The following is a 23,455-nucleotide window of genomic DNA, read 5'->3' as shown; positions in this document are numbered from 1 at the left end:
ATGGGATGTCCGCTGATCACGATAAAGCGCTGCATGACAAGCTGGGACAGCCGATAGTGTCGTCGGCGCATCTGGCGGCGGGAGGTTCGCCGGCCCTGTCAGAATTCGAGTTCGGACTCATTCTCGCGGTGCATGGATTCGATCGTTGGATCGTCGGCTGCATGGCTGCGTCCGGCATCGCCAATCTCTCGAAGATCGAAGTGTTGATCCTGCATATCGTTCGGCATCGCGATCGGCCGAAGCGATTTGCCGATATAGCGCTCATCCTGGATATCGAAGAGGCGCATGTCATCGCCTATGCCTTGCGCAAGCTTGAGGCTGCGAAGCTTGTAAGCACCAAGCGCGAGGGCAAGGAAAAGCTGGTCGTCGTGACGCGCCAGGGCATAGAGGTCTGCGCGCGCTACGCGGCCGTGCGTGAGCAGTTGCTGGTGAAGCCGCTGCGCTCATCTGGTCCATCGGAGAGCGTGCTGTCGGACCTGGGCGAGAAGCTTCGCGCCCTTTCCGGCTACTACAATCAAGCCGCTCGCTCGGCCGCGACCGTCTAACAGGGCGTCGCTTCATAACAGCGTTAAGAGGAATGAAAGCCCGAAGCCGCTACGCGCCGGGCTGCGGGCGGATGGCTGATTGGTGCTGGGGAGTTCGGATGTGATTGCGTCGCAGGAAAATGTGCATCTCGATACCGATGTGCTGGTCATCGGCTCTGGCGCCGCGGGCATGGCCGCCAGCCTGTCCGCCGCCGGCAAGGGCGTCCGAGTGATGCTTGCGGACCGCAGTCTGATCGGTCGCAGCGGCGCGACGATCATGGCGCAGATGACCGTGGCGGCGGCGCTTGGCGAAGAAGCGCCGGACCATTGGGAGCATCATCTTGCCGACACGTTGACCGCAGGCCGCGGCTTGTGCGACGCCGATTTGGCGCAACTGGTGTGCGAGCGGGGACCCGCCGCCATCCGTCAGCTTGATGAATGGCGCGTTGGCTGGGCGCGGGGGGCCGACGGCCGCATGCGGCAGACCCAGGCTCCCGGCCACGACCGGCCGCGCTGCGTCTACGTCGATTTCCTCTCGACGGGGCCCGCCGTAGCAAAAACCCTACGGGGCCGGGTGCTGAGGCAGGATCAAATCATCCGGGTGGGCGATCTCTGCATTACCGATTTGATTGTCAGCGACGGCGTCGCAAGCGGAGCGGTGGGTTTTTCGGTGGCTGATGGTCGGCCGGTCTCGGTCGCCGCCGGGGCTGTCGTTCTGGCTACCGGGGGATTAACGCGGCTTTACCGACGCAATAGCGCATCCGCCAATATGGGCGGAGACGGCCATGCCCTCGCGCTGCGCGCCGGCGCCGAGTTGATGGATATGGAGTTCGTGCAATTTTTTCCGATCGGCCATCTGGCGCCTCGCCTCGTCGGAATGGATCCGATCATGTGGGATCCGTTCCGCTATAAGCTTGGCGGACGATTGCTCAATGCCGAAATGCGCGAATTCATGAATGATTACGGCAATGAGGAAACCGGTCGTTATGTCGTTACCCGCGATAAGGCGACCCACGCCATTCTCAAGGAAGTGCAGGCGGGCCGTGGATCGCCTGCCGGCGGCGCTTATTTGAGCTTCCAGCACATTCCCGAGGAAAGGCTGCGCGAGGCTTTCGGTCCGGTGATCAACCGGCTGGCCGCAAACGGCATCGATCTCGCCAAGATGCCGGTCGAGGTGGCGCCTATCGCGCACTATCACATGGGTGGAGTGCGCGTCGATCGGATGATGGAGACGCGGGCGCCTAACCTCTTCGCCGCAGGCGAGTTGGTCGCGGGTGCGAACGGCGCCAATCGGCTGTCGGGCAACGCGATCACCGAGGCGCTTGTGTTCGGCCAGCAGGCCGGCGAGGCGGCCGCCAGCCGCGCCGCCGATCCAAAAGCGCGATCTGGCTGGCAAATAGTGGCTGCGGGCGAGGCGCTCGACCTCGTCAACGCGGCATCGGCCGATGCGGATATCAACTCGGCCGGCTCCATTGCCGATCTGCAAGCTCTGATGGCGGATTTCGTCGGGCCCTTTCGCACGCGCGAGGGACTGGATTACGCGCTCGCGAGGCTAGCTGCTCTAGGAGCTGGCGTCGGAAGCAAGCCGCCCGGCCGCCCCGGCCCGTACAACATGGCGCGCCTCGACTGGTTTGATCTGCGCTCCATGCTTCTCGTCGCCGAAACCATCACGCGCGCGGCGCTGGCCCGCGAAGAGAGCCGCGGCGCGCACCAACGGGAGGATTTTCCCGGCATGGAAAAGAGCTGGACCCTACACCAGACCGCCGCTCTTGCGGGGGAAGCGCTCGTTTTCGGCCGCGCGCCGGTCTATGGCGCGCCGATTTCTGAGGTCGCTTGATGAGCATAACAGCAAAACTGATCGTCCGACGCGGCGAATCCGGCGAGGTTTCGTCCGTCAGCCGCTACGAAGTGCCCTATGCGCCGGGTCAGTCGGTGCTCGACGGGCTGCGCTTCGTGCGCGCGCACCTTGATCCGACGCTAAGCGTTCGACATTCCTGCATCAACGCGAATAGTTGCAAGGAATGCATGATCGTCATTGACGGAAAGGTTGACTATGCGTGCACGGTTCGTCTCGAGCCGCGCGATATGGTCCTTGAGCCGCTTCCCAACAAGGAACACCGGCGCGACCTCGTCACTGAGATTGCGCCGCCGGATGAGCGCCTAGCCCACGCCATCAAGCGCGGCGAGGCGTAAGCGCCAACGCATTCCGAGATCCCCGACCAGGGCCGCCCGTGATAAGATAGGTCATCATTTGACAGGCTTTCGCAGGCCCATCTTTTCAAGGCGAGGAAGAACGTTCTCAGCGAAAAACTCGAGGTCGGGGCCGTAGTCGTAGAAGCCGATCTGCACGCCGTTCAATCCGGCCTTGCGCAGCTCGCCGATCGCCTTCGCGACATCGTCAGGGTCGCCGATGATCTGGATATGGCCGCCAAGCACTCGGTCCGCCGCCACATGCTTCGGCCAGCCGTGCGCATCGCCCTTGGAATGGCGATTCTCATAGGCCGCGATCGACGCAAGATCCGCCTGCTCGACGATCGCGTCGCGATAGGCGTAGGCCTCGGCGCGCGTCGGCTTGCAAACGATCATCGGGAAAATGATGGCTTTTCCCGTCCGTCCGGTTTTCGCGTAGGCGTCGTGGATTTGTCCGACATGCGCCGGCAGCGCGGCAATCGCCTTTTCGAATTCGGCGCCGGCGGGACTGGACGTGAACACGACGTCCGAATGTCGCGCTGCGTAGGCGAACCCTGCCGGCGAGGCGCTAGCGGAGACGAGGATCGGGCGCTCGAAAAGCGGGCGCGGCGAAACATAGGCTCCATCGAGCTGGTAGAACTGGCCGTCATAGGTCAGATTATCTATGCCGACCCACAGATCCTCCATGATGGAAGTGAATTCATCGGCTTGTTCGTACCGCTTGTCATGATCGATCCGGTTCATGCCAAACATCAGCGGTTCGCGAGCGTCATAGCCCGTGACGATATTCAGTCCGAACCGGCCGCCTGAGATATGGTCGGCCGTCGCAGCGAAACGCGCAAGATGCAGTGGATGCCAATTGCCGTAGAGGATGTGAACCGTCGATATGGTGACGATGGATGTAGTGACCGCACCGAGGGCCACCGTCGAAATGAACGGATCAAGGAAGTTTTCCCTATAGTTCATCTCGCCGCCAAAACCTCCCTTCGGAGTCCATTGCTGGAGGCCGAACACAAAATCGAATCCGTGAGCCTCAGCAGCCAGCGTGAGCTTCTTATTATATTCGAAATCCCAACGGATCCCTCTATGCAGCTTTGATTGCGAGAATCCGCCCGTCTGCGTTGGCAAGAAAAGCCCAATCATCATGGGCTGCGCGGCGATTTTCGCAAATGGACTGTCAGCGCGAGCCAATAGCGATAGCCCGTGGTGAAGTGTTTTGAATTCGTCCGTTGCGGTCATTAGCGTCATTTCCGTCCTGCTGGGATCGTTTCGAGAGGGAGCCGTGTTTTGTCAATTACAGGGGCGATCGACCAACCCGTGAACGCGCCGAGGTAGCCGTTGCGGCGGCTTGCGCTATAGACTCCGATGCGCCAAGGGCAGTCACAAGAGAAGTCATGCTTGCCGGCCACCGTGAGACGTCAAACGGGCGAATTGCCGCGCGGATTTGGTTGCCGCGATGGGCAAGCTGGCGAGTCAAAAATCTGGGCAAAAGCTGGCGTTCCTTGACCCTTCGCACTGCGCCATCCGAGAATCTAGGCGATTCGTATACCTACTAGAAAAGGCGATAAAGCCGGGGACGGGAGAGGCTGATCACTTTTAGTGTATAATTTATCGAATTAGAAAGATCTAGAAAAGCTTAAGCCCCTTCATAGCGGCTGGGCATAGAGGGTCGCGCGGTCGTCGTGTATTGCGGTTGCGGCATCGGCGACGCACGACATTTTCACACGATGTCATCGGCTATTTGCGGCGCCTTTCCCCGGATGCTCATCGGGCCTGCAGCGCTGATCCAGCCCGGCCATCGCGGTTGATGACATGCAGGAGCCAAGGGGCGCGTTTAAACGCGGCTCGTTGCAGCCCCGACAGTCATTCGCGCGCTGCGACAATATGTAAGTCCGGCAAGGCACAGAAAAGAATATTATTTCCATTGAATTTGTATACTTGTAGCGCCGTAAGCTTCACAGGCGCCGGCGTTCGGGAGCGCAGGCACCGCCAACCGCGTGAGCGCGAGCAATGCCGAAGCCGCCGCTAACGCACCGATCGCAAGGCGAATTCGACGCTCGGGCAGCGGCTCAAAAAAAGCACGTAAGAATAACAAGTGGAAGACAGATTTAATGGCCGGCAACAATCTTAAACGCATCTTATTTGCACTGTCCCTTGCGGCTCTATCGGCCTGCGCTAACCCCGCATCCGCGGCGTCATGGACGCCGCCCGGCGTGACCATGGGAATTCCGCTAGGCGCGGCGTATCTGCCTGGGCTTTATTTTTCCGATCTTGCCCACTACGGCTCCAGCCCGAACAAGACAATCACGGCAGACATTCCCAGCATGACCTGGTCTCCCGGTTGGCAGTTTCTTGGCGCTTCCTATCAGGCATCGATCATCCTCGAAGGCATCGTGCTCTGGGTTCCGCCCCGGACGTTCAAGCGCGATGTCTTCAACCCCCTTTTGATCCCGCTGTCGCTGTCGTGGAATCTCGGACAGGGCTTTTTTGTATCGTTCAGCCAGGGATTTTATCCGCCAGTCGCGACCAGCACCGCCCTAACGACTCCGGGCGTTGCGAGCGGCGCGGCGTTCGAGGAGCGCGTGGCGCTCAGCTATCTTCGGGACGGCTGGATCCTTTCAGCGAATTCGATTTTCGGCATTACGACGCCTGACGCGGTGGGATTGAAACAGCCGAATTACTTCAACGTCGACTGGACCGCCGCGCACGCCTTTGGAAGATGGGAGATTGGTTTCGTCGGCTACGGGGCATGGGATGTCGAAAGGACCCCGGCGAACGCCGTTATAGGGTCGGGGCGCACGGTCGCCGTTGGCGGCATGGTCGGCTACGATTTCGGCGGCCCGACGCTCCGCGTTGAAGCCACACACGCCATCGTGCAGGGTGGCGATACGAATTACGGCAAAGACGATACCCACGTCTTTGCGCGGCTGACGATCCCGATTTTGAGTTTTGCGCCCCCTGTGGAGGAGCAAGTCGTCGTCACGAAATAGACCAGGGTTGTCCTGACCGCGTAGCATCGCGTGGCTATGGTGCGGCGCTGGCGCCTCAAGACAAACTTTACGGTCGACGCGCGGCCTACCGCACGAGGCGGCAAATCAGGAGCTAAAAAAGTGACGGTCCCTTGGACCGTCACTCTGTTGTGTCGATAGGCTCCGAGATTGTCTCAGGGATATATCAGGACCTTATCCCAAAAATCGCATTTATGATTTGCGGAGAATTGCACGTCAGTGAAGGTCGACGAGACGGGAATGTTTTCGGAGAACCAGACAGGCTTGTTCGGCTTGCTCTTGTAACGTGGCCAGGGGCTGTCTCCCTGCCCATTCGGGTTGCCCGTCCAAGCGAAGTTCGTCCAGGCCGCCACAAGCTGATCTGACAGGTTTTCCTGCTTCTTATTGAGTTCGTGCTGTATTCCTAAAGGCCCGCCATGCCAGAGCGTGAAGAGGAACTGGATGTCGGATGTATGATAGGCCAAAGCCTGAAACCCTGGCATTTTGGGGAAGTAATAAGGCGCTGTCCGTTCGTCGAACTCATAGGCGTAGTAGGGCACTTGGGGAGCTATAATTTGGCTGTAGTGCCGCGTGGTGCAGGCGCCCGGGTCCGTTTGAACAGCATCCAACGCGAGTTGCGCTGAAGCATATGCATTGAGCGGATAGTGCGCCAAAACCTTGTCGACCGTACCCGCCGGGTAAGCGGGCGGCGTGTTAACGGGTCCGGCATTGCCTGTGTAGGTTGTCGTAACGAACGTTGTGAAATCGGCATCCGTGAACGCCACGCGAGGGTCTTTAAAGAATTCCGTGATGCCAAGGCTGAAATTGGCTTCGTCCTGCACGCGCCCGTTCATCATCGGCATATGATTAAACTGGCCGCTCTCCCAGGCCGCGCTCGGCTGTATTGGAATAATTACGCCATCTTGAAGCGGGCCGGTGATGTATGGGCCATTTGCGCTCTGCGTGCCCGATAGCGTCTCGATCTGCTGAACGCTCAGGCTGCGCAGACATTTGGCGGTGGCGGCGTCCGCGCCGGAGCCGCAACCTGCGGCCACAGCGAACGCAACGCCCTTCGCCTCGGCGGCCGCCAATGTCGGCACCGCGCTCGGGACGCTGCTTTCGTAAATGGCGCGTTGGAACATGCCTGAGAACAGCGGCGATATGACCGCCATACCGGTGTCCTGCGCGCCTGCGGATTGGCCGCCGACAGTGATATTGTTCTTGTCGCCGCCGAATTGCTCGATGTTCTGCTTCACCCATTTGAGCGCGCGATGCTGATCGAGGATGCCGTAGTTACCGAAGTTATGGCCTTCGGCGTCCAACGCCGGATGCGCTAAAAAGCCCATCAGATTGAGACGGTAGTTGATGGTGACGACGACCGTGTGGCCTTGGGCGGCCAGCTTGCTCGCGTCATAATCATTGCTCTCGCCGTCGACGTTGCCGCCGCCGTGAATCCAAAGAATGACCGGCAGACTTTCTTTCGCCGCAGGATCGACGTTCGGCGTGAAGACGTTGAGATAAAGGCAATCTTCGTTGTTATTGGCCGGACCAGCGAAGACGCCGAGAGTCGTGATCTGGGCGCAGGTTGGGCCAAAGGCCTTTGTCTGCAAAATGTTGGTCCAGGACGCATGCGCCTGCGGCGGCTTCCAGCGCAGCGCGCCGACCGGCGGCGCGGCGTATGGAATGCCGAGAAACTCAGCGACGCCATTGCTCAAGAATCCTTCGACGCGCCCTTCCTGCGTCGTGACTATGAGCGGTTTTGCGGCGTATGCTTGCATCGGCGCCGCCAGCGCGCCGGCTCCAAAAATCAGGCCCAGCGCAACGCCGACTCTGCCTTTGGTCGATGGCCTCGCTCTTGTTGCGCGCGAACGCGCAGTCGACCGCAGCTTTGAAAGCTTGGACATATTTCCCCCATTGCTTTTGCTTAACTGCCACCTGGATATCCGGTGACATTGTCGAGGCATAGCAATGTCAGGGCGCCTAATCTTCCATGAAGTTCCGCTCCCTATCATGATTTGGATATTCGGTTGGCGCGGAAGCTACAGATACGCAGGATATGGGAGCCTTCCTACCGGCGGTCTTCCGCAACCAATTCAACGCGGCCGATCCTTCGCGCAATCGGCGATAAAATCGTAGCTTGGCGAATGATCGCCGCATGCTCAGCAAACGCTGCACCGTTCAGCTGATCGGCTCAGGGGATGGGTTTTTAGGGCGAGTGCGCTTTGCCCTGCTGCGCTTCAGCCCGATAGTGAGCCGGAGTTATGCCGACGATGCGACGAAAATAATCGTTCAAATGGCTCTGGCTGTTGAATCCCACTGTGAGCGCAACATCTATCAGGGACAATGAGGGATCGCGCAATAGCGTCTTCGCTCGCTCGACGCGCTGTTCGATCTGAAATTGATGCGGCGGCCTTCCCAAGGCCTGCTTAAACGCTCCGCAAAAATATCGCGGAGTGAGTTCGACGAGGCCCGCGAGCTCCGATAGCGGGATATTGCGATAGAGATTACTCTCGATATATTCGACAACCATTCGTAGCTTTGCGTCGCAAAGAGCGCGCGTCGGCTCGAAGCGCGGGGCGGCGTTGTCCAAGAAGTAAGCCAATTGCGTGATGAATATCGTTGCTGCGTTTTCAAGGAACATCGGGCCGCGAGGGAAGCCATTCGCACATTCCTTCCTGATTTCAGACGCAAGCATCCACGACAAACGGTCTTTGGTCCATGAGCAATCTATCGTCGCTCGTTTTATGAAGGATTTGACTCTTTTATCGTCGATGATCGAGTCCGGGTCGATGAACAGCCATAGCCCTTGTCCGCTTCCTTGGCAGCGGCTTTGAAATTCGCAACCGGGCGGAAGAATAACCATGTCGCGCGATCCGATCGCCGACGGCCATGCTTTAGCCAACACGGGCTTGCCGTCGAGACGCCAAGTTACTTCGCTGCCGGGATTCTGAAAGAGGATGCCTATCGCGAGGTCGTTGCGTTGGAAGTCGCGTTGACAGCGGCTGTCCGCAGCCTGCGTCTTCATCAGCGCCGAGCCGCTCGTCCAAGAAAGCTGCTGCTCTACGTCGGCATTGCTTAAAGGGACGTCGTCTCGCGTCGCGAGTTTTTGAGAATCGCTCATGATGTTTCCCCCGTTGATGTTTTTTTGCTTGTTTTTTGGACCGAAGGTAGACAAGGGCGACGCGGGTAGCAATAGTCGATGCAGCAATAATCGACTCAAGCCATCGTTGTTGCGTGCAGGACGGACCGCTCTGATAGCTAGTCCTGAGAACGCTTGTCCGCTGCACGGGGAAATTGCCGTATATGTCGCTGGACGAGGCGGGCGTGTCCTGCGGTTCAGACGAGCGGTGCGCCTGGATTGCGATCACGGGCGTGCACGAATATGCTGTGAGGCGCAGCGGGCGCACCTACGTCAATCTCGTCATGACTGTGGTATCTCTGGCGCAGATGAACCTGATGTATCTGCGCCGCGCGAATTTCACTTTTGTCGAAGGAGGGTGGCCCTAGAGCCAGCGAGATTCTTCCTTTTGGCGCGACTGGAAGACGACGGGTTATCGGTTTGCTACGATCCGGTCGCCGCTTTTGTTATGCCCCGCGCGCGTGAGCCGGAGGGTTATGCAGCTGAAAAGCATAAGGGCAATCTCCGCGTCCTTGCGGACGCATCGCGCGAAACCGTCACGACCCATCTCCGCTACGTCGATCGAATCGTAGCGACCGATCTCGCTCGATCAATCATCTCACAGCACACAAAGGGAGCCTGACATGGCAGGGCGCATCGCCGTCATCGGCAGCAACATGATTGATCTCGTCACATATGTGGCGCGCATGCCGGGCAAAGGCGAGACCGTCGAAGCTCTGTCCTTTGAGATGGGCCACGGCGGCAAGGGGGCGAACCAAGCCGTTGCAGCAGCCAAGCTTGGCGGCGACGTCCTAATGATCACCAAGGTCGGCGACGACATGTTCGCCGATGATACGATCAAGAATCTCGAAAGCTTTGGAATCGGCACACGCCACGTCGGCAAAGCGCCGGGTCGGTCGAGCGGCGTTGCGTCCATTATGGTGGAGCCGTCGGGTGAGAATTCGATCCTCATTGTCAAGGGCGCAAAATGCCGACCTTTTGCCGGCCGATATCGAGCGGGCCGCCGACGACCTCAAATCCTGCCGCCTGATCCTGCTGCAATTGGAGATTCCGGTTGAGACGGTCTATTCAGCCATTGAGTTCGGCCATCGCAACGGCATCAAGACCCTGCTCAATCCTGCGCCTGCGGTCGGCGCGCTCGATCTCGAGAAGATCAGGCATGCGACTTTTCTCGCGCCGAATGAGAGTGAACTCCGCACGCTCTCGGGCCAGCCCGTCGACAGCTTGGCCGAAGTCGAGGCCGCGGCTCGCAGCCTTATTGCGAAAGGGATCGGGACAGTGATCGTCACCCTCGGCGCACGCGGAGCCCTACTGGTTACGGAGACCGACGTTGTTCCCATCGCTTCGCCAGGCCCGGTTACGCCGGTCGACACGACGGGGGCCGGCGACGCCTTCATGGGCTGCTTCGCCCGCTATTACGTCGAAACCGGCGATCTCCTCGGCTCTCTCGGCAAAGCGGTTCGCTATGCGGCCGACTCAATCACCCGGCGAGGAGCGCAAAAGGCCTACGCGTTCGAAGATGAGTTCAAGAATCTGGGTCTAAACGGCCTGCGCGGTGGACGATGCGGCGCGGACGGCGAGAGGCAGTTGTCCTAGCGCCGGTTGGCTTAGATGGAGCGTTCAACTGATAAGGTTTTGCGGGATCTTGCAGGCGGAGGTCGCCAAATTATTCAGGGCGAAACCTGCAGAGCTGCTGACTTATTGGCATCATTGCGCCACAAGGCCCTCGCCGCAGCGCGAATGGGCGCGCAGCGCCGCGCCCGGCGATTCTGCCGCCGGCCGCGCTTTTGGTAGCATCGCGAAAACGGAGCGAGTGCAAGGGTGCGCACACAGCTGTTGATAGGCGAGCTGGAAAGCGACAGCACGGAGCCTGGGTCTCGGCATCATGTCGCGCAGGCTTGAGTTGTGCATCCCTCTGGATTTGTTTGCCTCAAAGCGGCGTCTTAGTCGTCGTCAGGGGGTTGTCTCGGCCACCGAACGATTTGCGCCCTTTGACAGAGCCTCCTTTTGATCAGGCCCGATTTGCGAAGGTCTGCCTAAATTATTGGCGTCAAGCGCGGTTTCTCTCACGACGCACATATCAATCGCGTGTTTGCGCGCCTCCTTGGTCGCCGTCGAATATTCCGGCCCGTCGTAGGCGCGGTGGCATCTATCGGAAATTGCCTGCTGGCTCCGATGCACGACCGATCCGCACATTTCGGACTGGTAAGCCATCTCCGGTTGAGCGCGTTGGACGCAAGGCCATTTATCCCGCCCGCAATCGGGATAAGCGGGCTCTTGGGCAAGCTGCGGCTGGCTTGCCTTCGCCAAAGGAAGCTGCGACTCGGCGAGGGCCGGAGCGGCAAAGATGCAAAGGCTAAGGATGGTGGTGCGAATAATCATTGGGTAGTTCCTGACGGAGGCCGCGGCGCTATTTGCCAAATCTATAAAATTCGAAATTTCGAAAGTTGTGTCGAACAAGCGATGCCCGCGCTGTGCGTCGCAGCACACGCCAGGACACAGCAAGGCTTCGGTTTGCGAGCCCCGGCCGCAGGATAGGGACTGATCGCCATCGTCACTGCTCCGAATGGCGAAGGAATGCAGCTGTCCTCTTACGCGTCTTTGCGGGTAATGAGTCGGACGATGTCCAGGCAAACGCGATGGCCCATATGATGGCCGAAACGAGGATGTAAATCGCAGAGATCAGTGTCTTCCAGTGCATTGCCTTTATCCTTTAAGGAAAAGCCTAAAATGATTTTGCAAATTGTACATAACCCATTTGATTATCGACGCTTCGGGGGCGGGTCGCTTCAACCGGCGGAACCGCGCCGCGCGATCGTGAGACAGCGCGCAGAGCCGCTAAAATAAAAACCCGGCCAGTTGGCCGGGTTTTCATTGGCTTTCGTCCTGAAAGTTGAAGCCGGGAGGCTATGCCTCAGTATTTGGCCACAACCGGAACCGGCGGGGGCAGCATATCGAACTTGTAGCTGAAGCCGACCTGCACCTGGTTCTCGACGACGTGACGGTTGAAGAAAGCGCCAGCGCTGCCAAGGATCGGATCGTTGAACGAATTGCTCGCGAAGATCGTCGAATGGCCGAAATCGGAATAGCGATATTCCACCCGGATCGACCAATTGTTGGTGACGGCATATTCGAGGCCGCCGCCGACGGTCCAGCCAACCCGCGTCGACGAAGCGCTGTCGAAGCCGCCGAATCCATCTGCGAAATTGCTCTGAATGTTGCCGTCGACGCCAGCGAAGGCGACGCCGCCTGTTGCGTACAACAGGACGCGGTCCCAAGCGTAGCCGACGCGGCCGCGGATCGAACCCTGAACGCCCGAGTTGACGTTGATGTTGACGTTGCCGGGAAGCGCCCCGCCAAAGAACGTGTTGCTGCTGTTGAAGGATTTGCTGAGGCTGGTGCCGTCGACGCTGCCTTCGATACCGATGACGAACTGGCTCAGCTGCAGGTTATAGCCGACGTGAGCGCCGCCGATGACGCCTTGAGCGCTATTGCTGAACTGAGCGAAATCGCCAAAATTGTCGCCAAAATTGGTGTTCTGGTTGCCCCAAGCGTAGCCGATCTGGCCGCCGATATAGATGCCGGTCCAGGTGAAGATCGGCGCCGGCGGCAGATAGACCGGCGGCGGAGCCCGCGAGGGCAGGTCGGCCGCAACAGCCGATCCAGCCAGCGCGATGACGCCAGCCGAAGCCATGAGAATACGACGAAACGTAACACGTCCCCCCTTTTTTTAGGTTAATGCTCCTTAAACTGAGCCCATCTCCGTCAATCTACAATGGCTCAAGCTCCAGAATGGCCATTGAAATGCCTTTTTTTGGCGCATGTGGCCTGCTAGGGTCCAGACTCACAACCAGTAGCAAACGGTAGCGGCGATGCAGACTGTGGCGAGGAAGTTTAATGCGTTTCGGTCGTAGCGGGTAGCCACGCGCCTGAAGTCTTTCAGGCGGCAGAACATGCGTTCGATGGCGTTGCGGTTTCGATAGAGGAAGGGCGAGAAGCAGTTCTTCCACCTGCGATTGGCCTTGGGCGGGATATTCGGCATAGCTCCGCGCTCCTCGACCTGCCGACGGATCGCATTTGCGTCGTAGCCCTTGTCGCCATGGAGGATTTCGCAAGGAGGAAGTCGCGCGATAAGCTCCGCGCCCGCCGAGCAATCGGCGATTTGGCCGCCGGTGAGCATGAAAGACAGCGGGCGGCAGTCCGCATCGGTCAATGCGTGGATTTTGGTTGTGCGCCCGCCGCGCGAACGGCCGATGGCCTGATTCTTCTCCCCCCTTTGCCGCCACTGGCCGAGCGATGCGCCTTGACCGCCGAGGAGTCGATGAGGACCTGCGCCGGCGGCCCGCCTGCTTGCGCAAGCGCGTGGAACAGATCGATCCAAACGCCCTTAGCAGCCCAGCGAACGTAGCGATTGTAGAGAGTCTTCTTTGGCCCGTACTCCAGCGGCGCGTCAATCCAGCGTCCGCCAGATTTCAGCACATGAATGATCCCGCTGATCACCCGGCGATCATCGACGCGCGCCTTGCCGCGCGTGTCCGTGGGAAGATGCGGCGCGATCTTCGCGAACTGCGCGTCCGTCAGCCAGAATTGATCCCGATTCATAGTCGCTTCCTTTCGGAAGCTGTGAATCACAATCCGCCTGTCACGCCAACCATTTTATGGGTCTGGGCCCTAAGCCTACTCGCGTTGGGCCAAGATCACTACAATTGAAAAAATTTTTACGTAAATGAAACATATGTTAGATAATGAATGTATACTGCCACAAAACACGAGACTATGCAAGAAGAAGAATGTCCCGGGAGTTCCGATAATAAGTAATGTTTTTCATTTTATAACAGCATTAAATCGTTAAGCATCAACATAGCGAGGCTGAGTATTGTCAGCCTTTCTCGGCCGGGAAGATTCGCTTCGAGCAAAGAATTTTCCCCACCTGATGGCAAGATCTCTGGCGTGGAAGCCGGTTGAGGCAGATAAGGGACGCTGATCTTTTGATATGGCGGATTTGGAGGTAGTTGACAATTATGTTAACTCCCACTTCGCCGCAGCAGAAGGCCTTGCTGCGGCAATGTCTGTTGTTGTGACCGTGTTGGTGGGGACCTTAGCGCGGTCATCGTGAACAGACAGGCGTCCCCGATCAGGCTACCTGACGGCAACGACTCCGATATCATCTGACTTATGACCAGGCTTTTACGCCTGGTTCCTTTTTCTACTGGCGGCAGCACGGTTCCATATGGTCAGCCGAGGCCGCTGAAGATCGCCAAGCGACATGTTGCGCCATTTGGCGTTACAGGCTCATATGACTTCGCGTCGCAGCACGCTTGCGCGACTTCCAATGAAGACGAATCGGCAGCTGACCGCTCCGTTTAATCTCCGCCCGTCATCCGTAGTTGTCGAATAAGTTCGAGCCGCCGCCCAGTCTTTCCTCTAATGCTTGGATTGAAGGAGCTGACGCAGGGCGGCGTAATGGGCGTCATGAATTGACGGATTGAATAAGGACCATTTTTCAGCGTTGCCGATGATGACTGGAACTCCGGCCCGCATCAGGCGATTGTAGGTCCTGTATTCGTTGGCCGCGTCATTGTATTTTCCATCGGCCGCGTCGACATCTATCCGCCGGAGGTTTAGCACGATCTCCTTAAGAGCCATGCGAGCAAGATTGCGCTCCTTCTCCCCGCCAGACACAGTCGAATCTCTCCGGTCCGGAATGTGCTCCGTTAAATCGCGCAACTCGCCGCCAACCGTATCCACCACGAGCCCGATAATTTCGTTGTCATGCGCCGGAATCGCCGTGTCCAACACGCTCACGAAGCTGGCGATCTCCTGGAGTTTGGCGCCTGAACCCTCGCGTTCATACGCCCGCACGCCATCGCCGATAGCTATCAAATATGCAACAAGATCCTTCTTGTCCTGCGCCGAAAGTCCAAGGCTGAATTCGCCATCAAAGTGATCCACCACTTGGTCGTAGGTGTCGAAACGCCCGTCGTGGAAGTAAGGAGCGTTGAAATCCGCGTTCAATAAGGTAGGCGTCTTATATAATCCGCCCGATCCCACATCGTGTTGCTTGTGATCAAGAAACGCGCCCGACGGAAGGTGACAGCCTGCGCAGCTGAGATTTTGATCGTGCGGGAAAGGTTTATTGAAGAGCGCCTCTCCCCGCCGCTCGGCGTCGCTAGCGTCTGAATTCAATTTCCCGCTTGGACCAAGACTCGGGTTCGGCAGAAAATCGATGTCCTGGATATAGGCAACCAACCCATCGAGAATTGCCGGAGACGGCTCGGGACCGGCGAACTCGACGACGATCACATTGCGGATAAAATCCCGCAATGATTCTGTGCGTCCATCGTTTCCATAGGGCGCGAGATAACGCGCGCCGCGCAAACTTGGAATTCGCACCGGGTCGAGAACGAGATTGTTGGCTTTTGGATTAAACAACGGGCCGGAGGTATCAAAATTGCCGGGCCGCGTCGACATTCCCGAAACAAAGAGCTTCGGATTCGACGCGCCATTAACGTGGCACGCGCCGCAACTGACGCCCGCCTGTCGCGCTGCGCCGCCCAGAATATCGGGCGCATTAAAAGCCATGTCTCCGAGATTCACCAGATATGACTTGCGGCCTCCGATTACTTCAGAATGAAACACCTCGCGCGGAAGGTCGATCGCGTCTTCATTCAACTCGGTTCCGACAGGTAGAGTTGTTTGCCCGCCGTCCACCGGAAAGGCGACGGCTTTCTGAAGAACCAAAGCCGCGACGAGGCCAACCGCAACCAATGAAAGCGTCCGAACGATCATCGAGTGATCCTCAATTTGCGACGTGATGGGATTTGTGAGCGGCCCGACATGCTGACCATCGCGTCAACGAAAGCGTTCGAGGCCAAGGCCCATCAGATGCCAGTGGAGACGTCACGATTATGGGCTTGATTCCAGCGTCGGTCGTACGAGCCCAATTTTAGGCGCGGCATTCTGGAGCGTGACCACGAATTCTTCGGTCGCCCGCCGGAGTTTGGGGGCATCAACCTTGTCGAGGCTCGATACGTCGAGCAAAGCTTTCAACTGTCCGATCTGGCTTCGAGCGGCGTCCGCAAGCTTCGGATCGATCGCTTCGATCTGAGATGAGAAAACGACGTTGTAGGCAATCTCAATGCCGGCGACGTTATTGCGCATATCATCGAGCGAGGTGCCGCTGATGCGCGACTCCCCGCCGTCCGACTTGTTCTCGCCGACTTCATATGCAAGTTGCGCGGTTCCGTTCAAAAGTCCTTGCGGCGTCAACCGAATCTCGCGAGCTTCTGCGTGTAGGTGGGTCAAGCGCGCGACAAGGTCGTTCGCGTCAGCCTCGACATCCGTATGATTTGCGCCGAACAGTCTTGCCTCAATTGCATGAAAGCCCGTTGTCGCGTTCGGCCAAGTATCGATCTTCTGATCAAGATCGGGCACAAATCCGCCCGTGAATACTTCGGATCGCTCCCAGCCGGCGCGCGCAGAGATCCACGCCTCCTTCGCCCCTTGGACATCCTTTGCCGCCACGCGCCCTTGTAGCGCCTGCGCACCGCTGAGAGCCTGGCCGATGCCCTCGATGAGATAAGGGCGATATTGCTCGGCGGCTTCATCAAGAGGGCCCGCGCTCGCGTAGGATGCGGCGTCAATCGCGGCCAGAAAGCAAATTGTTGTGGTCAGAAGCCGCGAAATTTTTGAGCGAAAGCGCTGTTTCAATCCGGTCGCGTGACGTCGCGGCGAACGCGTGTCTGGCGATGCTGAAATATTTTCGGCGGAGATAAGGCCGGTCGTATGGATCGCTGTCGCCCTGCGTGTCGCTTCAATCATTAGAGCTGAGATCATTTCATCTGTGTTACAGTGTTGTGACAGCTGTACGCGCTATGCGCGTCTACCGTCACAATGATGTTGGCGCCGCCCAGGCAGTAAGCCCGACCGGCGCCAATTTTACTTCGCTCTTTGCAATACTCGATCAGCGCTCGTTAGAACTGATTTCCGTTGTGATGATTATCGCCGCCGCCTTGATCATGGCCATCGCCATCATGGTCATGCCGATCCTCAGCATGGTCGAAATCGAACATATCAAAGAGATCGCCGATCGCGGGCATGTTCACCGGCACCCACGGGTTGGCTTCATCCATGATTGGATTCGGCAGGTTGTCGCGGCTGCGATTTGAAATCTTGCCGAGACCCCAGTTTCGTTCGATGAACTTCAAGACCGACGCCTGATCGTAATAGGTATGCACAACGCGTCCGCCGGTGGAGTATGGCGAAATCACGAAAGTCGCGATGCGCGGTCCGTCGCCGAAGAAGTCGAGCGGTTGAATGAAGCCGCTGTCGTACAAGCCGCCGCTTTCGTCGAAGGTGAGGATGATCGCGGTCTCAGCAAACAGCTTGGGATTGGCTTTTACCCGGTCGACGATGTCCTGGACGAATTCCTCCAGAAGACTGACCTTGCCGCTGCCGGGATGCCCTTCAAGGCCGCCGTCCATTTTGACGAAGGCGACCGACGGCAAAGCGTCGTTCGCGATGTCGTCGAAGAGATTATCGGTGACATCCTTGATGTGCGTCGTCCGTTGCGTCGGGTCGCCCATGATCTGCTTCGAGTATCCGAACGGATTGGCAAGCTTGTCATAGCCGGCGTTGAACACCTGATCGACGATATCCGTGGCCCCGTTGGCGACAGCGACCGCCGAGTCATAGCCGCCGCTATACCAGATCCACGGAATGTTCTTGGCGCTCAACACGTCGCCGATTTGTCGCTGCGTCGACGGCGGCATGGTCGTCGTTGAAGCTGCGGCGAGCGAGCCATTGGCGTTGTAGGGCGGACTGGCGTCGCGCGTGGCGTAATAAGCGTTTGGAGCGCAGTGTGCGCCGACGAAATAGTGAAGCGAGCCGAGGTAGTTCTGGAGCTCGGCGACGCCGGGCTGATTCCGGTCGCTGCAGTTAACCCAGGTGCCGTTGGATTGATAGGTGTTGACCGTGCCGGCAATAGGATCGGGATCCATGATGCTGCCCGGCGGGACCAGCGGATTGCCGTTACTGTCGCTGTAGAAGAGATTGTCGGCGTAGATGATTCCGAACGCGCCGGTGACCGATCCACCCATGATCGCCTGATGGAAATTGTCTAGGAGCGTGTAATTGTCGGCGATCGACTTGAAGATCGGCGCATCGCCCGCATTCATGTCGAAGAACGCCATGTCCTGACCGCCGTCGGTCGGCGTCTGGGTCGGCAAAGTGCCGTTGGTCGTCGCGACGAAAGGATAGAGATCGTGCAAGCAGCCCGTGGGGTTTTCCCGCGTCGCATTCTTCATGCTGCAGTCGCTCTGCTGCCACATCTGGAACATTTGATGGATCGTGTCGCCTTCATACGCGTCGTAGGGAAGCGTTGGGCCGGTCTGCCTGAACGGTCCTGCGGGCAACTGATTCACGCCGGGAATGCGGGTATCGGCGCCATTCTTTGGAATGGATCCGGTGCCGCCGGTTGCGAGCGTGATTTGATCATTGAGCGGAATTTCAGGATCGCCTTCCGGAAATGCGGCGGTCGGCATGCCGGACGCATTCACGATGCCGAATTCAAGGCCGACGCCTTCGGGCTGCGCGGACGCGATGGTAGGCACCGGCAGGAACGTGTAAGGGGCTTTGGTCTGTGGGCTGAGAGCGAACCGGCCATTGGTCGATGTCGCCTGGTTTTGCCGTCCCTTGGCGAAATTCCTGCCAGGAGTTCCATCGGCGTTGACGATGCCCTGCGACAGCAGATTCCAGATCTTCTGCCCGTGTTTGGGCTGGTACGTGCCGTAGATATTATCGAAGCTGCGATTTTCGCCAACGATATAAATCACGTGTTTGATCGGCGACTCGGTCGCTATCTGCTCTGGCTTCACCGGCTTCGGGGCCGGCCGCGTCGCAGTCGCGGCGAAGGCGCCGCGGTCCGCGCCATGCGGGAGCGTCGCGACTCCCAAACCCATTAGCGCTGTCATGGAAACGCCGGCGACTATCTTGAGCCGGCTTTTTCGACGAATCGGAGTGTGCGATGGCATGCTTCTTCTTTCTAAAGCGGAAATGCGAGGCAACGCTTAGTCGCGCTGCATGACGGAACCAATACAGATTCATGTAGGCTTTGCGACGAGCGATGGCCGGCGATGAATTTGCGACGAACCAAGCTCGAAAAGCCGGAAGAGCGGCAAAACGACGCCTTCTCGATGTCGATGAAGTTATGGGGAGGCGCGGCGCGCCGATCGCGCCACCCTTTAGCGGAATGAACGAATGGCGCCGCAAGGCCTTCGCTTGATCGGCGCCATCGCAATCATCTCGACCAAATCGCGCATTCCCTATGCCGGAGCTGGTTACGCGCGATTCTAAGCGTCTCTACTCGCTGTAGGGCTGATTGTTCGGAGCAGCGTCGAAGTCGAACGCGTCGAACAAATCATCAAGCGCCGGTGGGTTGGTCGGAACGTAGGGATTGTCCTTCGTAGCCGTCGGGTTCGGCAGATTGTCGCGGCTGCGATCGCTGATCGGCTTCAGCTTCCAGTTGCGCTCGATGAACTTCAGCAGCGAGACATGGTCGCCATAGCTGTGGTTGACAATGCCGCCCGTGGAATAGGGCGAAAGGATCAACAGCGGAATGCGCGGCCCGTCGCCGAAGAAGTCGATCGGCTGAATGTAGCCGGAGTCATAGAAGCCGCCAGCTTCGTCCCAGGTGATGATCACGGCCGTCGTCGCCTTCAGCTTCGGATTGGCTTCGAGAGCGTCGAGGATTTTCTGCGTATAGGCCTCAAAGAGATCGATTTTCGAGGTCTGGGGATGGCCGTCGAGCAGACTATCCGGTTTAGCGAACGAGACCGAAGGAAGCGTGTTGTTCTGAATGTCGGCGATCAGATCAACAGTGTCCTTGAGATGCTCGGTCCTAACCGCCGGATTGGCCATGATCGACGTTGCATATTCGAACGGGTTGCACTGCTGGCAATAGGCGACGCCAAGGGCATGCGCCGGATCGCTGACGGCCGCCACGTCTATATTGGGGCTCGTCGGATTGGCGGCTACCGCCTCGTTCGAGAGAGCGACAGCGTCATTGTAGGCTCCGCCAAAATAGGCCCAGGAAATATTGCTCTCGATCAGCTCATCGCCAATAGTTCTGAGAGGCGAAGGCGGAACGTTGCCCGCGCCCGAAAGCGCGCCGTTTGGCAGGAAGCCCGGGTTGATGTCGTTGAACTCGTAATAATGACCCTCCTTACAATTCGGCTCAGCCGCATAGGGGAGAGAGTTGAGGTAATCGACGATCGGCTTGACGCCAGGCTGGGTCGTGTCCGAGCAATTGGTGAAGTTGTTATTGGCGATATAGAGATTGTTGGTCCCAGGGACCGGATTCGGATTCGAAATTTGCGAGGCCGGCGGCGTGATCGCGTTGCCATTGCCGTCGGTCCAGAAGATCGCGTCGCCGGTGCCGAGCGTGATGTGGTTCGCGTTGGTCCCGCCGATCCTCGATTGATGGAAGTTGTCGCTCAAGGTGAATCGATCAGCGAGGGCCTTCAGCATCGAGGCCTGTTCCTGCTCGGCGTTGAGGAATCCCATGTCAGCGCCGACGTTGTTATTCGACCCTCCAAACGTCGACCCTGCGAAGGGGTAAAGGTCGCTGAGACAGCCTGACGGATTCTCCTTGGTCGCCGAGGAGAGTTTGCAATCCATCATCTGATACATCGGGAAAAACTTGTGCGTTTGATCGCCGGTGTAATCATCGTCGCTGAGGTTGGCTCCAAGCAACGGGTAGGGACCGTTTAGAGCGCCTGCGCCGGGGACGCGCGTATCCAAGACGCCATGCGGCAGTCCGGTAGCGCCGGTCGTCAGCAAACCAAGGTCCTGCGGTTCGATATCATTTTCAAGCGGCGCAATGATCGAAACGCTGGTGAAGGGCGCGTCGTTCGTCATTTGCGCAGTTGGGGCCGAAGCGGTATTGGGCTGCGGCATCAGATTGGCGGAGCCGTAAGGAGTCTTATCGGCCTTTTTCGCGCTGATGAAATAGGTCTTCTGAGGCGAAACCGAGAACTGCTGAGCGAGGGCGAAATTCGGCCCCGGTTTCCCGTTTTCCTTGACGATGCCCTTGGACAGAAGGTTCGAGATTGTCTGACCTTTACCCTTCGGCTTATAGACGCCGAACGTATGGTCAAGACCGCGATTTTCACCGATCAGGATGATGACATGCTTGATCGGGCTCTTGGTGGCGACGGACGCCGCGGCGTCTTTTTCGGCGGCGTAGCCGGTGCTCGACGCGAACGTCGACAATACGCACAACGCCGCGGTGAACCGCGACATTCTGCGAGCATGGATGTTAGGTTGCATAACTACTCCAAAATCGTCTGAATTATCTTAACCAGACGGAAGCGGAGCCTTAAGAGATATACATGACAGCCGTATTTCGAATCAGATCTGATTTGGAAAAATTCCAATTAAAAATTGAACGCCGCCCATCGCCGCAAATGTGACTGGTGCGCTCGGCAGGACTTGAACCTGCAACCCTCAGATTCGAAGTCTGATGCTCTATCCAGTTGAGCTACGAGCGCTTTAATCCGGGACTACGCGATTTCGCGCGGTTGGAGAGGCGAAATTAGCTCTTATTCGCGCGCTGCACAACAGCGTTGAAGGCTGCAGGCGCTCCGGAAGCGGGTCGGGGCCGTTGGCGCATTGCAGCGCCCGCAACCCGAGCAGAGCGCTTGTGACATATGACGTCGAACTCGCGCTGACTATGCTAAATCAGCCCTTCGGCCTGCCAGCGTTTCCGATAGGCCGCGATAATGGCGTCCAGCCTTTCCTTGTTGAAACTCGGATCATGTCCCGCGTGCGCTGCCGATATCGGAAGCGATTCCAGCAGCGCGAATGAACGCATATACGCGCCGATATCCATGCCGCGCCCTTGATAGAGCAGTGGGCCGTCATAGATCACATCGCCGGCGAATAGAATGCCGGTCGCTTCCTCAAACAGCGCGATGCTGCCTGGCGAATGGCCCGGCACAAACAGGACCCTGAACCGTCTGTCTCCGAGGTCGACGACCTCGCCCTCCAGAATCTGCCGGGTCGCGGAGGCGCCCCGCAGCACGTAGCTCGCGGGATCGTAGCCCGCGTGCGGAAGAGCGTGAATCAAGTAACGCCCGAGCGGCGGATAGCCGGCTGCAATGAACAAGCGTCTGAGCTCCGGGTCGATCCGATCGCAGATCAAGGTTCCGCCGCGGGGATGCAAAAGTGAGTCAGCCTCGATTGGATGGACCCATCGATGTTCGAATTCGTGGATCGCGCCGATATGATCCATGTGCGTATGTGTTGCGAGCGCAATCGTCTCGCGGCCCTCAAACAAGTCGGGAAAAGTGGGTCGCAGCGGCACAACTCCCATGCCGCTGTCGATCAGGAGATCGCGGTCGCGCCCGCGGACGTGCCAGATGTTGGCCTGTTCAAGAACGTCGACATGGGGCTCGATGATCAAGGTGACGCCGCCGCCGATATCGGTTCTGCGGTACCACGATGCGGCGATGGGCATCGCGTCAGCCACGGATTGGCTGGCGATGCTAGGATTGCTTATCGCTTCCATAATGTCCTTGCTTTTTAAAAACAGGCAATTCTCAGTTTTGGCTCCGGGAAGCTTGGGCCGGTTGCCGAACTGGGCGGTAGCGAAAAAGGCGCCATCGCCAATAAGCGCGCGCCTGCGTGCGGCGCCGGCCTACGTCGCCGGCGTGTTTCCACATGAAGAGCGGATTGGCGTTCAAAGAGATGCCGGAGCGACCTCGCCCGATCGTCGACGTCGCCGTGGGCAATCGGGAAGGTTCAGAAGTTTAATTTCATGCCCAAATCCAGTTCGTTTCCGGGAGAACTGGGCGTTTGTCCCTGGTTCCTTCTCACTGAATCGATCGCTTCAGTCGTCGATAACGGATTGAGGTGGGGATCATTGGCCGCCGACCAGTGAAGACCGAGACCGAGAGGAAGTTCGTCCGCAGCCGCCTTGCCCTTACTGGGACTTGCGTTCGGCTTGAGATCTGGAAGGGCCGCGTTGGTGACCAAAGACGGAGAGTTTTCAAGGCCGACTTTGCCAACCGGTTCTTGTTTTTTGACGGTTGCGCTTCGGGTTTCTTTTCCGCTTGGTTTTGCCGGGGACTTTTTGGCCGCAGGCGCGCTAGGGGCGCCGGCTGGCGCGGCATAAGGGTCGCTGAACAATGGCGCGGGACTTTGCTGAGGCGCCGTTTCGCCGGCGTGGGCGGAATTGCCGATCAGCCAGGGAAACATCAGAGACGCGAGGAGGACGAGCTTAAAACGAGACATTGCGGACCGTTGTCTGTCGCGAGGGCTTTGGTTCAAGCAAAGCGATAATGCGCTCTATTAATTTGTTTCTAGGCAGAACCTTCTGCAATTTTTCGAGATCACGATTTACCTCTCGCGGAGGTTGAATTGATAAGTCAATCAACGCGCGCCGGAAGCAATTTGAAATCAGAATGTTGCTAATTTTATGGAAGAGGGGCTAGCGCGAATTCGTCAATGGATTCGATTTGGAGGATCGCCGAGGTGCGATGCGGCGCCCCATTCATGCTGCGGCGCTAGATGACTCACGAGGGTTTTTATGTAAGCTTGCGTCAATCCCAACATAG

The 23,455-nt window shown here is 58.2% G+C and carries 20 protein-coding genes and 1 tRNA gene; 7 read left to right on the top strand and 14 right to left on the bottom strand.

Features of this window, described 5'->3' with window-relative positions:
- Positions 1 to 5: 5 nt before the first annotated feature.
- The 3 genes from WDN46_20390 (at position 6) to WDN46_20380 (ending at position 2,717) form a co-directional block, all read left to right on the top strand.
- Complete coding sequence (locus WDN46_20390) at positions 6 to 545, top strand: winged helix DNA-binding protein (protein ID MEJ0095674.1); 540 nt, start codon at positions 6 to 8, stop codon at positions 543 to 545.
- Between the two features lie 100 nt (positions 546 to 645).
- Entirely contained in the window at positions 646 to 2,361 is a 1,716-nt protein-coding gene (locus tag WDN46_20385) for an FAD-binding protein (GenBank protein ID MEJ0095673.1), read from the top strand.
- Positions 2,361 to 2,717 (top strand): 2Fe-2S iron-sulfur cluster-binding protein, encoded by a 357-nt coding sequence (locus tag WDN46_20380; protein MEJ0095672.1) that lies wholly within the window; start codon positions 2,361 to 2,363, stop codon positions 2,715 to 2,717. Before WDN46_20385 ends, WDN46_20380 begins: the two co-directional genes overlap by 1 nt.
- 54 nt (positions 2,718 to 2,771) lie before the next feature.
- Here the strand turns inward: WDN46_20380 and WDN46_20375 are convergent, their stop codons facing one another.
- Complete coding sequence (locus WDN46_20375; GenBank protein ID MEJ0095671.1) at positions 2,772 to 3,860, bottom strand: LLM class flavin-dependent oxidoreductase; 1,089 nt, start codon at positions 3,858 to 3,860, stop codon at positions 2,772 to 2,774.
- Between the two features lie 769 nt (positions 3,861 to 4,629).
- Entirely contained in the window at positions 4,630 to 4,935 is a 306-nt protein-coding gene (locus tag WDN46_20370; GenBank protein ID MEJ0095670.1) for a hypothetical protein, read from the bottom strand.
- Here WDN46_20370 and WDN46_20365 point away from each other — a divergent pair.
- Positions 4,934 to 5,704 carry a transporter gene (locus tag WDN46_20365; protein MEJ0095669.1) on the top strand — a complete coding sequence of 257 codons (771 nt, stop codon included), beginning with the start codon at positions 4,934 to 4,936 and terminating at the stop codon, positions 5,702 to 5,704. The two genes, WDN46_20370 and WDN46_20365, sit on opposite strands and share 2 nt — an antisense overlap.
- Positions 5,705 to 5,877: 173 nt before the next feature.
- Here the strand turns inward: WDN46_20365 and WDN46_20360 are convergent, their stop codons facing one another.
- Both WDN46_20360 and WDN46_20355 read right to left on the bottom strand, forming a co-directional pair.
- On the bottom strand, positions 5,878 to 7,605 hold the full coding sequence (locus WDN46_20360; GenBank protein ID MEJ0095668.1) for a carboxylesterase family protein: 1,728 nt from the start codon (positions 7,603 to 7,605) through the stop codon (positions 5,878 to 5,880).
- A 302-nt stretch (positions 7,606 to 7,907) separates the two neighbouring features.
- Positions 7,908 to 8,822 (bottom strand): AraC family transcriptional regulator, encoded by a 915-nt coding sequence (locus WDN46_20355; GenBank protein ID MEJ0095667.1) that lies wholly within the window; start codon positions 8,820 to 8,822, stop codon positions 7,908 to 7,910.
- A 182-nt stretch (positions 8,823 to 9,004) separates the two neighbouring features.
- Between WDN46_20355 and WDN46_20350 the strand changes: the two genes are divergently transcribed.
- From WDN46_20350 to WDN46_20340, 3 genes are all read left to right on the top strand, one after another.
- On the top strand, positions 9,005 to 9,208 hold the full coding sequence (locus WDN46_20350; protein ID MEJ0095666.1) for a hypothetical protein: 204 nt from the start codon (positions 9,005 to 9,007) through the stop codon (positions 9,206 to 9,208).
- A 255-nt stretch (positions 9,209 to 9,463) separates the two neighbouring features.
- Positions 9,464 to 9,898: a PfkB family carbohydrate kinase gene (locus tag WDN46_20345; GenBank protein ID MEJ0095665.1), complete on the top strand. Its 435-nt coding sequence runs from the start codon at positions 9,464 to 9,466 to the stop codon at positions 9,896 to 9,898.
- Entirely contained in the window at positions 9,819 to 10,436 is a 618-nt protein-coding gene (locus tag WDN46_20340) for a PfkB family carbohydrate kinase (protein MEJ0095664.1), read from the top strand. The genes WDN46_20345 and WDN46_20340 overlap by 80 nt, the downstream gene beginning before the upstream one ends.
- A gap of 357 nt (positions 10,437 to 10,793) precedes the next feature.
- Here the strand turns inward: WDN46_20340 and WDN46_20335 are convergent, their stop codons facing one another.
- From WDN46_20335 to WDN46_20290, 10 genes are all read right to left on the bottom strand, one after another.
- Positions 10,794 to 11,222, bottom strand: coding sequence for a hypothetical protein (locus WDN46_20335; GenBank protein ID MEJ0095663.1), 429 nt, complete (start codon positions 11,220 to 11,222; stop codon positions 10,794 to 10,796).
- A 532-nt stretch (positions 11,223 to 11,754) separates the two neighbouring features.
- Positions 11,755 to 12,534: an outer membrane protein gene (locus WDN46_20330; protein ID MEJ0095662.1), complete on the bottom strand. Its 780-nt coding sequence runs from the start codon at positions 12,532 to 12,534 to the stop codon at positions 11,755 to 11,757.
- A 150-nt stretch (positions 12,535 to 12,684) separates the two neighbouring features.
- Positions 12,685 to 13,442 (bottom strand): IS5 family transposase gene (locus tag WDN46_20325; GenBank protein ID MEJ0095661.1). Its coding sequence is split into 2 segments (ribosomal slippage): positions 12,685 to 13,103 and positions 13,103 to 13,442, totalling 759 coding nucleotides; the frame shifts between segments, so codons are not numbered across the junction.
- An 822-nt stretch (positions 13,443 to 14,264) separates the two neighbouring features.
- A complete protein-coding gene (locus tag WDN46_20320; GenBank protein ID MEJ0095660.1) occupies positions 14,265 to 15,629 on the bottom strand; it encodes a cytochrome c peroxidase in 1,365 nt (454 codons plus the stop codon).
- A 117-nt stretch (positions 15,630 to 15,746) separates the two neighbouring features.
- Entirely contained in the window at positions 15,747 to 16,661 is a 915-nt protein-coding gene (locus WDN46_20315) for an EfeM/EfeO family lipoprotein (GenBank protein MEJ0095659.1), read from the bottom strand.
- A 152-nt stretch (positions 16,662 to 16,813) separates the two neighbouring features.
- Positions 16,814 to 18,811 (bottom strand): alkaline phosphatase family protein, encoded by a 1,998-nt coding sequence (locus WDN46_20310; GenBank protein ID MEJ0095658.1) that lies wholly within the window; start codon positions 18,809 to 18,811, stop codon positions 16,814 to 16,816.
- 388 nt (positions 18,812 to 19,199) lie between these two features.
- Complete coding sequence (locus tag WDN46_20305) at positions 19,200 to 21,140, bottom strand: alkaline phosphatase family protein (GenBank protein MEJ0095657.1); 1,941 nt, start codon at positions 21,138 to 21,140, stop codon at positions 19,200 to 19,202.
- 171 nt (positions 21,141 to 21,311) lie between these two features.
- Positions 21,312 to 21,388 (bottom strand) — tRNA-Arg (locus WDN46_20300).
- A gap of 185 nt (positions 21,389 to 21,573) precedes the next feature.
- A complete protein-coding gene (locus WDN46_20295; protein ID MEJ0095656.1) occupies positions 21,574 to 22,407 on the bottom strand; it encodes an MBL fold metallo-hydrolase in 834 nt (277 codons plus the stop codon).
- A 233-nt stretch (positions 22,408 to 22,640) separates the two neighbouring features.
- Positions 22,641 to 23,132 (bottom strand): hypothetical protein, encoded by a 492-nt coding sequence (locus WDN46_20290; protein MEJ0095655.1) that lies wholly within the window; start codon positions 23,130 to 23,132, stop codon positions 22,641 to 22,643.
- Positions 23,133 to 23,455 lie beyond the last annotated feature (323 nt).

The organism is Methylocella sp., assembly GCA_037200525.1.
In the GTDB taxonomy this organism is placed as follows: Bacteria; Pseudomonadota; Alphaproteobacteria; order Rhizobiales; family Beijerinckiaceae; genus Methylocapsa.
The sequence above is the reverse complement of the archived record's forward strand: the minus strand, read 5'-3'. Positions and strand labels throughout refer to the sequence as shown.

Excerpts from the sequence above, each read along its gene's own strand:
- WDN46_20390 (MEJ0095674.1), top strand. The coding sequence starts at position 6 with ATGTCCGCTGATCACGATAAAGCGCTGCATGACAAGCTGGGACAGCCG.
- WDN46_20380 (MEJ0095672.1), top strand. The coding sequence starts at position 2,361 with ATGAGCATAACAGCAAAACTGATCGTCCGACGCGGCGAATCCGGCGAG.
- WDN46_20375 (MEJ0095671.1), bottom strand. The coding sequence starts at position 3,860 with ATGATGATTGGGCTTTTCTTGCCAACGCAGACGGGCGGATTCTCGCAA.
- WDN46_20365 (MEJ0095669.1), top strand. The coding sequence starts at position 4,934 with ATGGGAATTCCGCTAGGCGCGGCGTATCTGCCTGGGCTTTATTTTTCC.
- WDN46_20370 (MEJ0095670.1), bottom strand. The coding sequence starts at position 4,935 with ATGGTCACGCCGGGCGGCGTCCATGACGCCGCGGATGCGGGGTTAGCG.
- WDN46_20360 (MEJ0095668.1), bottom strand. The coding sequence starts at position 7,605 with ATGTCCAAGCTTTCAAAGCTGCGGTCGACTGCGCGTTCGCGCGCAACA.
- WDN46_20355 (MEJ0095667.1), bottom strand. The coding sequence starts at position 8,822 with ATGAGCGATTCTCAAAAACTCGCGACGCGAGACGACGTCCCTTTAAGC.
- WDN46_20350 (MEJ0095666.1), top strand. The coding sequence starts at position 9,005 with ATGTCGCTGGACGAGGCGGGCGTGTCCTGCGGTTCAGACGAGCGGTGC.
- WDN46_20345 (MEJ0095665.1), top strand. The coding sequence starts at position 9,464 with ATGGCAGGGCGCATCGCCGTCATCGGCAGCAACATGATTGATCTCGTC.
- WDN46_20335 (MEJ0095663.1), bottom strand. The coding sequence starts at position 11,222 with ATGATTATTCGCACCACCATCCTTAGCCTTTGCATCTTTGCCGCTCCG.
- WDN46_20330 (MEJ0095662.1), bottom strand. The coding sequence starts at position 12,534 with ATGGCTTCGGCTGGCGTCATCGCGCTGGCTGGATCGGCTGTTGCGGCC.
- WDN46_20320 (MEJ0095660.1), bottom strand. The coding sequence starts at position 15,629 with ATGATCGTTCGGACGCTTTCATTGGTTGCGGTTGGCCTCGTCGCGGCT.
- WDN46_20315 (MEJ0095659.1), bottom strand. The coding sequence starts at position 16,661 with ATGATTGAAGCGACACGCAGGGCGACAGCGATCCATACGACCGGCCTT.
- WDN46_20310 (MEJ0095658.1), bottom strand. The coding sequence starts at position 18,811 with ATGACAGCGCTAATGGGTTTGGGAGTCGCGACGCTCCCGCATGGCGCG.
- WDN46_20305 (MEJ0095657.1), bottom strand. The coding sequence starts at position 21,140 with ATGTCGCGGTTCACCGCGGCGTTGTGCGTATTGTCGACGTTCGCGTCG.
- WDN46_20295 (MEJ0095656.1), bottom strand. The coding sequence starts at position 22,407 with ATGGAAGCGATAAGCAATCCTAGCATCGCCAGCCAATCCGTGGCTGAC.
- WDN46_20290 (MEJ0095655.1), bottom strand. The coding sequence starts at position 23,132 with ATGTCTCGTTTTAAGCTCGTCCTCCTCGCGTCTCTGATGTTTCCCTGG.